Origin of the sequence: Hymenobacter sp. (genome assembly GCF_035709525.1) — a bacterium.
GTDB lineage: Bacteria > Bacteroidota > Bacteroidia > Cytophagales > Hymenobacteraceae > Hymenobacter.
Genome location: NZ_DASTEP010000143.1, coordinates 15,821 through 29,067, shown reverse-complemented (window position 1 = coordinate 29,067; position 13,247 = coordinate 15,821). Strand labels below are relative to the sequence as shown.

General features: G+C 56.1%; 6 protein-coding genes and 1 rRNA gene. 3 read left to right on the top strand and 4 right to left on the bottom strand.

The genetic code is table 11. The features are described from left to right. A 16S ribosomal RNA gene (locus tag VFO93_RS12680) occupies positions 1 to 73 on the bottom strand; the annotation flags it as partial. A gap of 1,900 nt (positions 74 to 1,973) precedes the next feature. On the opposite strand from VFO93_RS12680, the gene VFO93_RS12675 reads away from it, so the two are divergent. Genes VFO93_RS12675 through VFO93_RS12665 form a run of 3 tightly spaced genes read left to right on the top strand, consistent with a single transcriptional unit; the run spans position 1,974 to position 7,753 of the window. Then, positions 1,974 to 5,198, top strand: a complete 3,225-nt coding sequence (locus VFO93_RS12675) for a TonB-dependent receptor (protein WP_325134743.1) — start codon at positions 1,974 to 1,976, stop codon at positions 5,196 to 5,198. A gap of 14 nt (positions 5,199 to 5,212) precedes the next feature. After that, positions 5,213 to 7,075, top strand: a complete 1,863-nt coding sequence (locus VFO93_RS12670; protein ID WP_325134742.1) for a RagB/SusD family nutrient uptake outer membrane protein — start codon at positions 5,213 to 5,215, stop codon at positions 7,073 to 7,075. 12 nt (positions 7,076 to 7,087) lie between these two features. Beyond that, positions 7,088 to 7,753: a DUF3823 domain-containing protein gene (locus VFO93_RS12665; protein ID WP_325134741.1), complete on the top strand. Its 666-nt coding sequence runs from the start codon at positions 7,088 to 7,090 to the stop codon at positions 7,751 to 7,753. An 82-nt stretch (positions 7,754 to 7,835) separates the two neighbouring features. On the opposite strand, the gene polA is transcribed toward VFO93_RS12665, so the two are convergent. The 3 genes from polA to VFO93_RS12650 form a co-directional block, all read right to left on the bottom strand. Continuing rightward, a complete protein-coding gene (polA, locus tag VFO93_RS12660; protein WP_325134740.1) occupies positions 7,836 to 10,730 on the bottom strand; it encodes a DNA polymerase I in 2,895 nt (964 codons plus the stop codon). Positions 10,731 to 10,769: 39 nt separating this feature from the next. Further along, positions 10,770 to 12,122, bottom strand: coding sequence for a Fic family protein (locus VFO93_RS12655; protein WP_325134739.1), 1,353 nt, complete (start codon positions 12,120 to 12,122; stop codon positions 10,770 to 10,772). A 133-nt stretch (positions 12,123 to 12,255) separates the two neighbouring features. Beyond that, positions 12,256 to 13,122, bottom strand: coding sequence for a TIGR00730 family Rossman fold protein (locus VFO93_RS12650; RefSeq protein WP_325134738.1), 867 nt, complete (start codon positions 13,120 to 13,122; stop codon positions 12,256 to 12,258). Positions 13,123 to 13,247: the final 125 nt, after the last annotated feature.

Below are 13,247 nucleotides of genomic sequence, written 5' to 3'. Positions count from 1 at the left end.
ACCACCGTTCGACTTGCATGTATTAGGCCTGCCGCTAGCGTTCATCCTGAGCCAGGATCAAACTCTCCATTGTAAAATATTCCTACACCTAGGCGAACCTAGGCTGATGTCGAGTGCTATCCTTGCTCGTATTTGACGTTTGCTGTCTAATTCGATTTCGCTTGTTTCTCCTCAGCCGAAGCTGACAAGACACTTACTATTTTGTCTATTTCCGTCATTCAAAGAACGTGTGTCACACTCACTTAGTGTAACCGTGTGAGCCAGTTGAGCAGCTCGTTTTCTTGCCGTTTGCAAGCCCTGTTTGTGATTGGGAGTGCAAAGGTAAGAAGAATTTTTTAATCTGCAAATTTTATTTTCGATTAAAATAAAATTCTTTGTCGAAGTTGAGGTCAGTTTGTGTTGAGAAAGTGGCCTCTTCCGATTTGGGAGTGCAAAAGTACGAAGACTTTTTAACTTTTCAAACTTTTCTTTAAAATTTTTTTTGGCGGCTTTTTTTGAATAAGTCAGCTACCGGGTCAATCCCTTTCGGATTGGGGGTGCAAAGGTACGATTTTATTTTGATGGTACAAGGACTACCTCAAGAAAATACTTCAACTAGTGTATCAGCGACATACACACAAACATTTAAAGCTTAATTTTCAGCGATTTATATAGCAAATTTTCTCTCACTCAGTCGGTCCGTTGACATCTGTAAGAGCAATGCTATTGTATATAGTTGTAGTATAGAGCTGTGTAAACTAGCGAAAATCACACCGCGTACTACTTAACCCGAGTTGCGAAGTAGCCGCAAAACGGCGGCATTTTCTCGTGCGTGCCGCTGCTTTGCGGCTCTCCATAGTTGATTGCTGCGATAGCTACCAACATGCCACTGCTTCGCGGTTACCTCGCAACTTGAGTTAGCTAGGATAAGTATGGACTGACGCTGCACTAACTGCTAGCCTCCTAATGGATTGGTTGCTAAACCTATTATTACTGTAACGTTTGAGTTGACAATGCTCGCTTTACGCAGTTTGCTAGCCTTAGCAGTCCCCAACCGACGAAGCAAGAGTAATCACCGCTGGCACAAAATGCGCCGCAGGCAAGCAGTAGCCGCCAGCACCGTGGTAGCAGAGAGGTGGAATAGCCCCGTATGACCGCCGAAGCATCCTTACAGCTATTGGGGATGAGGATTGCAAATCGCGTTGCCTGCCATTGTCAACGCTGGCAACGGGCTGGTGGGTAGGAGTGCCATACTTTATACTAAGTATGCTTACTTGCTTTGCAGAGAGTTCCTAAGGCTTTACTAGCTTGATACACGGGTGGTATAGTATCTATAATGTCCCAGCCAGCTTGGCTGTAGCTCCGGTCGGCCTTGTCATAGCAAAGTCCGCTAGGCTTGAGGCGACATCTTATCTAAACTGCTCCAGGATGCAGCCGCAAAGCAGTGGTTTGCTATAACTTTATCGATTGTGCCGCTTGCGGTAAATACAGACTGGTCGCTACGGGAAAACACTTACCCAAGGTATGTTGGGTGGCATTGTATATTGGGTAGAAGTTGGCCATACTTCTCAATGGCGGCTGACCTCTGACAGCCGAACGCTTGTAACAGTCAATCATATTCTTACCTAACCGTAGTCCGTATTGTATACTAGGTAACTACTTGCTCAGCCTTGCCTATTACAAGCTTAGTAGCGACTACTAAACTACTTGTCTATTTTAAAATGATTAATTTTCTTTTATAATAGTCTCATTTTTAATATTTTAATTAAAATAATTAGCTTTTTTAACTTGATAATACTTCACCGTTGCACCATGTGCACTTGGTTTTAACTGGTGAAATATAGTAGTTTTACGACCGCTACTTCTTTTGTGCCTTTTGCGCGAGCAAGTGCTCACTCACTCGCTTCGCTCCCAGCCACCGCTGGCAAGGTCCAAAAAGAAGCTTTTTTTGCTCTCTTTACACAAACGTTTGTGTATCTTTTAATTTCCCACCCATGAAGAAAGGTTTACGCTCCTTAACGGGACCCGCCGTGACCCGCCGAGCTTTGGTGCCCCTGGCCTGCGTGGCGCTGGCCGCTGCCACACCGGCTGCCGCCACCCCGGCTTCTCCGCCTGCCCTGACCTCTACGCCGGCTCCGGCCGAGATAGAAGTGCAGGGCAACGTAGTGGATGCCAAAGGCGACCCACTACCCGGCGTCAATATTATTTTGAAGGGCACCAGCAAGGGCACGGTGACCGACGAACAGGGCCGCTTCCGGATTAAGGTGCCGGATACAGGCTCGGTGCTCGTGGTGTCGTTCGTGGGCTTTAAGCGCCAGGAACTGCCCGTGACGGGCAGCGAGCGCCTCTCGGTAAAGCTTGAAGCCGATGATGCCTCGCTCGACGACGTGGTGGTAGTGGGCTACGGCACGCAGTCGCGGGCCACTATTACCGGGGCCATCGGCAAGGTGGAGGCACAGGACCTGGTGCGCACGCCGGCGGCGGCGGCTACTACGGCGCTGGTGGGCCGCATTCCGGGCATTACGGGCCGGCAGGCCGATGCCCGCCCCGGCAACGGCACGAGCATTCAGATTCGCAACCTGGGCGACCCACTCTATGTCATCGACGGCGTGCAGTCGGACGCGGGCGCCTTCAACAATTTGGGTCTGAACGATATCGAAAGCGTATCGGTGCTCAAGGATGCTTCGGCCGCCATCTACGGGATGCGCGCGGCCAACGGTGTAGTGCTGGTCACGACCAAGCGCGGCAAGCTGGGCAAGCCAGTCATCAACATCAACGGCTACTACGGCATTCAGAACTTTACTACCTACCCACGCCCGGCTAATGCCTACCAGCACCTGCGGGCGCAAGTAGAGGCCGAGCAAAACTTTGCCCAACAAAACCACCGGTCTATCCAAGTAGTGCGTGACCCTGTGGCGGGACCCATTACGGCCGACACGCTGGAGCGGTGGCGCCTGGGGGCTACCCCACGCTACCAAAGCTATGACTACTACAAGATTATGTTCCGGCCCAACGTACCGCAGTGGTACGGTAACGCCAGCGTATCGGGCTCAACCGACAATGTGAGCTACTACTTGTCGGGTAGCTACCTCGACCAGAAGGCGTTGATTGAGGATTATTTCTTCCGCCGCTACAACATTCAGTCGAACCTAGAGGCTAAAATCACACCCCGCTTCCGGGTGGGCACTCAGATTTATGGCCGCTTGGAGCGCCGCCACACGGTGGGTGTACCAGGCACCGATGACTACTTCAACCCGCTGCTGAGCGTATTCTCAATGTGGCCCACCGAGTCGCCTTACGCCAACGGGAACCCGAACTATGTCAATAATACCCACAACGTAAACGTGAACCCGGCTACCTACAAGGAGTCGGTTACGGGGTATAACGACGACGACTGGCGTTCAGCTAAGGCCAACCTGTATGGGCAGTATGACTTTGGCTTTGGATTAACCGCCCGGGTTACGGGTTCTTATGGCTACACGGCCAATACCTTCAACGGCTTCGAATACACCTACAACGCCTATACTTACAATCCGACTACGCAGGCGTACGTTGTGACGGGTGGCAACCAGAACCCCTGGCGCCAGCAGGTACGCCGCGCCATCATCGAGCGCTTTGGGCAGCTACAGCTGAACTACAATAAGCAGCTCGGTGACCATGGCCTAGCGCTGACGGCTGCCTACGAGCGCTACGACAGCGACGACCGCTCAATGGTCATCCACACGGTACCGCCCAACAACACGGTGCCGATTCAGCTCTTCCAAAACCAGGATTATCTGGAAGATGTCGTGAATGAAACCGCCCGCGCTGGGTACGTAGGGCGTTTTGGCTACAACTACAAGCAGAAATATATTGCCGAGATACTGGGCCGCTACGATGGCTCCTACCTCTTTGCGCCGGGTAGCCGCTACGGTTTCTTTCCGGCTGCAACGGCGGGCTATCGCATTTCCGAAGAGGCTTTTATTAAAAACAGTGGCGTGGGCCGCGTGCTCACAGAACTCAAACTGCGAGCCAGCTATGGCTTAACCGGCAGCGACCCGGTTGTTAACGGCAGGGTATTAGAGCCTTATAGCTACTACCAGGGTTACGACTTCCCTTCCAGAGCTTCTGTGCTAGATGGCAGGTATGTGATTGGGGTGCAGCCCCGGGGCTTACCTATTACCTCTTTGTCATGGGTACGCAACAAGACGGCGAACGTAGGGATAGATTTCGGCCTGTTTGGTGGTAAACTCGCGGGCACGTTTGATATTTTCCGCCGCCGCCGCACTGGCCTGCCCGAACTTGACCAAAGCGTTCAACTGCCTCGGGAGGTCGGTTATGACCTCAACCGGCAAAACCTTAACTCGGATGAGACGAAGGGCCTGGAAGGGGGCCTGACCTACTCAGGAGCTACTACCCGGGGGCTTACTTACTCGATAGGCGCGCACGCCACGCTGGCCCGCCGCTTTGACCGCTACTACAACCAGCGCTTTGGCAACTCGTGGGAGCGCTACCGCGGTGGCTACGAAGACCGCTGGGGCGATGTGGGCTGGGGCTACAACGTGATTGGCCAGTTCCAGTCGGAGCAGGAAATCGCGAACTACAAGGTGAACAACGACGGGCAGGGCAACCGCACCCAGCTGCCGGGCGACTACATCTACGAGGATGTCAACGGCGATGGCGTAATCAACGGCTACGACCAGCGCCCCATCGGGTACATCCAGGGTGGGCAGCCGCTCGTGACCTACGCCCTCAACACCAGCTTCGGGTACAAGAACTTCAGCCTGAACGTTGACCTCGTGGGCGGAGGGATGCAAAGCTTCCAGCGCGCGTGGGAATTGCTGATTCCGTTCCAGAACAACGGCACTTCGCCGGCCTACCTCTTCGAGGACCGCTGGCACCGCGCCGACCCCTTCAACCCAGATAGCCCCTGGGTGCCGGGCAAGTACCCGTCTATCCGCCGCACGGGTGGAGAAAATAACTTTAACAGAGTCAATAACTACCTGATTCGCACGGTGCGCTACCTGCGCCTGCGCAACATCGAGCTGGGCTACAATCTGCCCAAGGCCTGGCTGAGCAAGGTGAACCTGCAAGGCGTGCGCGTGTACGTGAATGCCACGAACCTAGTCACCTTCAGCACCATCAAAGACCTTGATGTGGACCCCGAGGTAGCCTCTGGTAACGGCTTGCAGTACCCCGTGCAACGGCTGATAAACACAGGCTTCTCGGTATCATTCTAAGCTTTATCCCACCCATGAAATTCTCGCTTAAATCACTGGGCCTCGGCACTACCCTCCTGCTGGGCCTGAGCACCAGCTGCCAGAAGGAGTTTCTGGAGCGCACGCCGACGCGTATCATCGCCGACTCGCAGCTCTGGAACGACCCTACGCTGATACAGGGCCTGCTGGCCAACTACTACGACCGCCTGCCGACACACACCACTATCTACAGCGGCTGGGTTGATTTCTCGGCCTACGATGAGGCCATGTGGTCGGGCTACAACAACTACCCCAACGACATCTTCAACTACGATGCCTTCCGGTTTGGCAGCTGGGACTACGGCCTGATTCGGGACATCAACGTAGCCCTCGACGGCATCGACAAAAACAGCACGTCGCTGCCGCAAACCGACCGGGACCAGTACAAGGCCGAGTTTCGCTTTCTGCGGGCCTACATGTACTTCGAGCTGGTGAAGCGCTACGGCGGGGTACCGCTCGTGACGTCGCAGCTCGTGTACGACTTCAGCGGCAACGTAACCCCACTGCAAGTGCCCCGCAGCAAGGAAGCAGAGGTATACGACTTCGTCGCCAGCGAGCTGGATGCCATTAAAGGGCAGCTAGGCAATGAGCCCGGCGGCACTCCGAGCAACACCCGCGCCAACCGCTACACGGCCATGGCGCTCAAGTGCCGCGCCATGCTATACGCCGCGTCTATCGCGAAGTACAACGCGCAGTCGGGTTTGAACATCTCGACACCAGGCGGTGAGGTGGGCATCCCATCGGGCCAGGCCAGCAGCTACTATCAAAAGGCGCTCGACGCGGCCAAAGAGGTGCTGGCTGGGCCCTACGCGCTCTACAGCTCCAACCCCAACAAGGGCGAGAACTTCTACGAGGCCATCGTGCGTAAGGACGTGTCTAACAAGGAAGTAATCTGGGCCAAGGACTTCCTGGTATCGAAGGACTACCGCCACGGGTTTACTTACGATAACATTCCGCGCGGCATTCGGGAAGACAACCTCAGCTCGTCGGCCACTACGCCGATTCTCAACTTCGTGGAGGCCTTTGAATACCTCGACGGTACCTCGGGCGAGCTGAAAATCCGCAATGCGGCCAACACCGATTACGTCTACTACGACAATCTCGACGGCCCGTTCCAGAACAAGGACGCGCGCCTCTACGGCACGGTTATCTACCCCGGTGCCGCGTTTAAAGGCCAGACCATTCAGATTCAGGCGGGGGTGAAGGTGTGGAACGCGGCCTCCAACTCGTACACCAACGTAGAGGGCAGCCTAGGTAGCCTCTACACCGATGGCAAGTTGCTCACGGGTAGCTCGGGGCCGCAGCCCAACCAGCAGGATATTTCCAACTCGGGCTTCTACCTGCGCAAGTTCATCGACTCGGGTGCCGGGGCCAGCACCCGTGGTATTCGCTCCGATACGTGGTGGGTACGCTTCCGCCTGGCCGAAATACTCCTCAACGCCAGCGAGGCTGCGCTGGAGCTCGGTAACACGGCCGACGCGCTTACCTACGTGAACCGGGTGCGCGCCCGTGCCGGTTTCACCACGCCCCTCACCAGCCTCACGCTGGCCCGCCTTCAAAACGAGCGCCGGGTAGAGCTGGCCTTCGAAGACCACCGCGTGTGGGACCTCAGGCGCTGGCGCATCGCTCACCAGCTCTGGGATGGCAGCCCCAACAACCCCTCGGCCGTGGCCTACGTGCTGTTTCCGTACCGCATCGTGCGGCCCGGCAGCCCCCTGGATGGGAAGTACGTGTTTGACAAGTTACTGCCCTCACGCTACCGTCCGCCCCGCTTCTTTCAGTTGTTTAACTACTACACGTTCTTCGGCAACGACATTCGCAACCGTAACCCCAAGATTGTTCGCAATCCCTTCGAATAGCCTTTCCCACCCATGAAACAATTGACAATAACCTTGCTGGCTGGGCTGGGGCTACTGGCGGCCAGTTGCGAAAAGGATAACATCACCCCGCCCACCTCGATGCTCACTGGGCGCGTCACCTTCCAAAACCAGGGGCTGAACGTCCGCGGCGGCGGCAGTGTGCAGCTCGAACTGTGGCAGCGCGGCGAATTCAACCGCACCAAAATACCGATATACCTGGCGCAGGATGGCACCTACTCGGCCGCCCTGTTCGACGGCGAGTATAAACTGACCCGTCTGCGCGACAACGGTCCTTGGGCCAATAACACGGACAGCATTACGGTGCAGGTGAAGGGCAACACGGTAGTAGACGTACCAGTGCAGCCCTACTTTACCATCGGCGCGGCTACTATCGCCAAGTCGGGTTCCAACGTCACGGCCAACTTCCCGATAACCAAGGTGGGCACCCGCGACATTCAGTCGGCCACGCTTTACTTAGGCTACACGCAGTTTGTAGATGTGTCCAACCAGTTCAAGTCTGCTGATAAGTTTGCAACTGACCTCACTAACCTGAGCCAACCCGTGAACCTGTCGGTGGCGCTGCCGACAAACTACAGCGGGCCGATATACGCTCGCGTCGGCGTCAGAACAAACGGCGTCGGTGAGCTGATTTATTCGCCAGTGCAGAAAATTCAATAAGGCTCTCCTGTCCATTAAAAAGCCCCGCTACCAAGTTGGTAGCGGGGCTTTTTGCTGATAACCCAACGCGCCGAACGACCACTTAGTGTGCCTTCAGCCAGTTATCGCCGGTGCCAACTTCTACTTCCAGCGGCACACCGTGGGGCAAGAGTAGGGCGGTAGTCATCAGCTCGCGGATTTTGGGTGTCACGTAGTCTACCTCCTCGCGCACAGCGTCGAACACCAGTTCGTCGTGCACTTGCAGTATCATCTTAGTGCCCAGTTTCTCGCGCTCCAGCCAGTCGTGGATGTTTATCATGGCCTTCTTGATGATGTCGGCCGCCGTGCCCTGGATGGGGGCGTTGATGGCGTTGCGCTCGGTGTAGCCGCGCAGGGTAGCGTTGCGCGAGTTGATGTCGCGCAGGTAGCGGCGGCGCTTGAGCAGCGTTTCGGCGTATTCGAGCTCGCGGGCGCGGTTGATGCTGTCGTCCATAAACGCCTTCACGCTCGGGAATTCCTGGAAATAGGTCTCGATGATATCGGTGGCTTCCTTGCGGCTGATGCCGATGCGCTGGGCCAGCCCGAAGGCCGAAATACCGTAGATGATACCGAAGTTCACGGTTTTGGCCTTGCGGCGCATCTCGCTGTCTACTTCTTCCAGCGGCACGCCAAAAACCTTGCTGGCCGTGCTGCGGTGCACGTCCTGCCCCAGGCGGAAGGCTTCTATCATCGTCGCGTCGCCTGAGAAATCGGCCATGATGCGCAGCTCGACCTGCGAGTAGTCGGCCGCCAGCAAAATGTGCTTCTCATCGCGCGGCACGAAGGCTTTGCGGATTTCGCGGCCCTTCTCGGTGCGGATGGGAATATTCTGGAGGTTGGGATTGGTGGAGGAGAGGCGCCCGGTGGCCGTAACTGCCTGGTTGAACGTGGTATGCACGCGCCCGTCGGTGCACACTAGTTGGGGCAGCGCCTCCACGTAGGTGCTGCGCAGCTTGGTGAGCTGGCGGTACTCCAGGATGAGGCCCGCGATGGGGTTATCAGCGGCCAGCTGGCTCAGAATTTCCTCGCCGGTGGCGTACTGGCCGGTTTTGGTTTTCTTGATTTTGCCCCGGCCAATATCCATTTTATCAAACAGCACCTCGCCCAGCTGCTTGGGCGAGCCGATGTTGAACTCCTGCCCGGCTTCGGTGAAAATCTGGCTTTCCAGCTCCTGCACGTAGCCTTGCAACTCGGCCGAGTACTCGTTCATCGCGCCCGAGTCGATGCGGACGCCCTCGTGCTCAATGTCGGCGAGCACCGGCACCAGCGGGTTTTCCACGTCATTGAGCAAACCCAACAGGCCCAGCTCTTTTAGCATGGGCTCGAACACGTGGCGCAGCTGCAAGGTCACATCGGCGTCTTCGCAGGCGTAGTCTTTCACGGCGGCCGGCTCCAGGTCGGCCATCGTTTTCTGGTTTTTGCCCTTGGGCCCGATGAGGTCCGTGATGGGCACCGGCGTGTAGTGCAGGTAGGTTTCGGCCAGCACGTCCATGTTGTGGCGCATGTCGGGCTCGATGAGGTAGTGCGCCAGCATAGTGTCGAAGAACGGTCCGGCCACGCGCACGTTGTAGTTCTTGAGAATCAGCAGGTCGTATTTGATATTCTGCCCGATTTTCAGGATGTTGGTATTCTCGAAAAACGGCCGAAACTCCTCCATCAGCGCCTGGCTGGCCTCGGCGTCGTCGCTGGGCACGGGCACGTAGTACGCCTCGCCCGCGTGCCAGCTGAAGCTGAGGCCCACCAGCCGCGCCGTCATGGTATTCAGGCCGGTGGTTTCGGTGTCGAAGCTTACTTCGGCCTGCTGCAACAGAAATTCTATCAGCGACTTGCGCAGCGCCGGCGTATCGACCAGGTGGTAGTGGTGCGGCACGTCGGCCAGCGTTTTGGTCGGGCCGTCGTAGTACTCGCCCACCACGTCCACGCCCATGTCGCCATTTTCAGCCGCGTTAATTACGGCCGCGCTACCCTCGCCAAACAGCGAGCCCTGCGCGCTCGGCGCGGCCACCTTGGGGCGGCGGGCGCCACGGCCCACGGGGGCGGCCGGCGTGCGGCCGGTGCCGCCCGCGCCCGCTTCGCCCAGCACGCGCGTGGCGAGCTGCCGAAACTCCAGCTCCTCAAACAGCTCGCGCAGGCGTGCCGCATCGGGCGCTTCCATCACGAGCTTATCGGCCTCAAACTCGATGGGTACGTTGACGTGAATCGTGGCCAGCTCCTTGCTCAGCAAGCCCTGCTCGGCAAAGTTGCGGACGTTTTCCTGCTGCTTGCCCTTGAGCTGGTCGGAGTTGGCAATCAGGTTTTCGACCGAGCCGAAGCGCTGAATCAGCGCCTTCGCCGTTTTCTCGCCAATGCCCGGAATGCCGGGAATGTTATCGCTCGCGTCGCCCTGCAAGCCCAGAATATCCACTACCTGCTCTACGCGCTCGACCTCGAAGCGCTCGAGTACGTGCGCCACGTCGAGCACCTCGGCCGCGTTGCCCATAAAGGCGGGGCGGTAGATTTTGATGTGCTCAGTCACGAGCTGGCAGTAGTCTTTGTCGGGCGTCATCATAAACACCTCGAAGCCTTCTTTTTCGGCCTTTTGGGCCAGCGTGCCGATTACGTCGTCGGCCTCGAAGCCCGGCATCAGCAAAATCGGGATGTGGAAGCCCTCGATAATCTGCTTGATGTAGGGAATGGCGATGCCGATGTCCTCGGGCATGGCCTGGCGGTTGGCCTTGTAGTTCTCGTCCTTCTCGTGCCGGAAGGTCTTACCCGCGTCGAAGCACACGCCCAGGTGGGTGGGCTTTTCCTTGAGCAGCACCTCCACCAGCGTGTTGGTAAAGCCCAGGATGGCCCCGGTATTCATCCCCTTCGAGTTGACGCGGGGGTTTTTGGCAAAGGCAAAGTGCGAGCGGTAAATGAGGGCAAACGCATCGAGCAGGAACAGCTTCTTGGCGGGGGCGGCGGCGGTATCGGACATGGTAGGGCAAAATACGGGCAGCAAGGAATAAGGGCTGGACTAGCCCTTTAGTTTCGCTAGCTGCTGGTCGAAGTCGTCGGCGCGGAAGTAGAGCAGCTTTTGCTTGCCGATACGCTTCTTCTCCAACAGCCCCAGTTCTTCCAGGCCCATGAGGTCAGTCCGGGCCGTTTGGTACACCGTACCAAATCTATTCTCGACTTCCCGTATCGACCACGGATTTTCCGGGTTCTTCGCTATTTCTTGCACGATAGCTAGTTGCCGCTCATTCAACACCCCTAACCGCTTGAATTCATACAGTTGCTTTTTCTCCGCCACCTTACGCCCGATGTACTGCTGCAAGCTGTCGAAGGCCAAGTCAAGCGTTTTGACCTGATAGTTTATAAAATAAGTCAGGTCGTTACCGTCATGCTCTGTATGCAGATAGGCTTTCGCATACTGCACTGACGACATGTGAATAATCCGCGATATTGACATGTATTCCAACAGCCAGTATCCTTGCCGTAGTAGGTACCAGTAGAATACAGCCCGCGCCGTTCGGCCATTTCCATCAATGAAGGGATGAATATAACCAATCAGGAAGTGTAAGATGCTGGCCCTGACGATAGGATGAATAAAAGGGCCGCCTGCTTTACCATCAGCCTTCACCCCCGCGTTGGCAAATTCACAGAAAGCCGCTAGTAGCTCCGGCAGCTCTGCGGCAGAGGGTGGCACGTACACGACTTCACCCGCTACTTCGTTCCAAACTTCCACGCTGTCGGTCAGGCGTACATGCCCAGCATGAGCCGGGTCGCGTAGGGTGTTCTGCGTCATGCGCTCCTGTATCTGGCACAGCAATTCTACCGTCATCAGTTCCTTTTCCTTGTCACGGATAAATCTGATAGTTTGGTAATTATTCAAAATCATTTGCTCCGATTTATCGCGCGGGGGGCGTTGCTTACGCAGCATCTCCTTGGCTACCTCCCGCGTCGTAGAGGCCCCCTCTAGTTGGCTCGAAGCAATTGCTTCCTCCATTATGGAGCTTACCAGATAGCGATTTTTATCTTCTACCGGAATCAAACTATCGCTTCGGAGCATGCCCCCCAGATGCAGGTCAAAGCGGTGTAGCTTCTCCAACGTAGGCTCCGTAGTCTGAAAAGAGAAGGTAAAGCCTTGCTTGTCACAAACTATCAGCGACCGCAAAGTAGCTTGCCGCATAATTTTCAACAGCACCCACGCATCTTGGCTCGAAAGCCCACTTGGCTTAGCCCGGCGGCGCACCTCGGCCCAATACGGATAATCCTGCCCTACCCGCTGCAGCCAGCTCATCAACTCAGGGTCTTGGTGTAAAAACTTTTTCCAAGTATCGGGTGACATGCTACTCATGTCAACTGCAGGTGGAGTTTCAATGTACATACTTGCAAAACTTACTAATTTTATTTTTATTAGTAAGTATTACAAAGCTAAGCATGCTGTTATTTTTGAAGTTAACAGGCGTAAAAAAGCCAGCCTCTAAGAAGCTGGCTTTCGAAAGCAGCAACTAATCGCCTTAGAAGTTCGGCGACAGCGAGTACTTCTTATAAAAGTCGTCGATAATCTGCACCGCCTCGCTGGCATCGTCCACGAGATGCACGAGGTCGAGGTCTTCGGCCGAGATGTTGCGCTCGTCGCCCAGCATCACGTTCTTAATCCAGTCGAACAGGCCGCCCCAGTAGGCGGTGCCTACCAGCACGATGGGGAAGCGGCCGATTTTCTTGGTTTGAATCAGGGTCAGGGCCTCAAACAATTCATCAAGCGTGCCGAAGCCGCCGGGCATGCCCACGAAGGCCTGCGCGTACTTCACAAACATAACCTTGCGCACGAAAAAGTAATCGAAGTTGATGCACTTATCGTTGTCGATGTAGATGTTGTGCGTCTGCTCGAAGGGCAGCTCGATGTTCAAACCTACCGACTTGCCATTCTCGGCGCGGGCACCCTTGTTGCCGGCCTCCATGATGCCGGGGCCGCCGCCCGTGATGACGCCGTAGCCGTGGCGCACGAGCTTGGCCGCGATTTCCTCGGCCAGCTTGTAGTATTGATTGTCGGGCTGGGTGCGGGCCGAGCCGAAGATGCTCACGCAGGGGCCGATTTTGGAGAGCTTCTCGAAGCCTTCCACAAACTCGGCCATTACCTTGAAAATCTGCCAGCTATCGGCGATTTTAATCTCGTTCCAGTCCTTGTCCACGAAGGCTTGGCGGATGCGCTGCTCGTCGGGGTCGGGCGTGGCTTTGGCCACGGTGCCGGTTTTTTCGCGGATTTCAGTGATGCTCGTCAGCTTGTTGTCGTTGACGTTGGGCTGCACGATGGTTTTGCCGGAGCCGGCATTCAGGTTGTCGTCGGCCAGCTTCGTTTTGCTGGTTTTTTTGAGTTTAGACATAGTCTCTGGGTGGGGAAAAAATGAACCCGCCCCAACTAGTTACGAGTGGGGCGGGCGCAAGGCACGAAGGTAAGAGTAGTAGCGCGGACTTTTAGTCCGCGCGTTTTAACGATAATACTCGCGGA

Coding starts and splice junctions, on each gene's coding strand:
- polA (WP_325134740.1), bottom strand. CDS start 10,730: ATGTCCGATACCGCCGCCGCCCCCGCCAAGAAGCTGTTCCTGCTCGAT.
- VFO93_RS12650 (WP_325134738.1), bottom strand. CDS start 13,122: ATGTCTAAACTCAAAAAAACCAGCAAAACGAAGCTGGCCGACGACAAC.
- VFO93_RS12675 (WP_325134743.1), top strand. CDS start 1,974: ATGAAGAAAGGTTTACGCTCCTTAACGGGACCCGCCGTGACCCGCCGA.
- VFO93_RS12670 (WP_325134742.1), top strand. CDS start 5,213: ATGAAATTCTCGCTTAAATCACTGGGCCTCGGCACTACCCTCCTGCTG.
- VFO93_RS12665 (WP_325134741.1), top strand. CDS start 7,088: ATGAAACAATTGACAATAACCTTGCTGGCTGGGCTGGGGCTACTGGCG.
- VFO93_RS12655 (WP_325134739.1), bottom strand. CDS start 12,122: ATGTACATTGAAACTCCACCTGCAGTTGACATGAGTAGCATGTCACCC.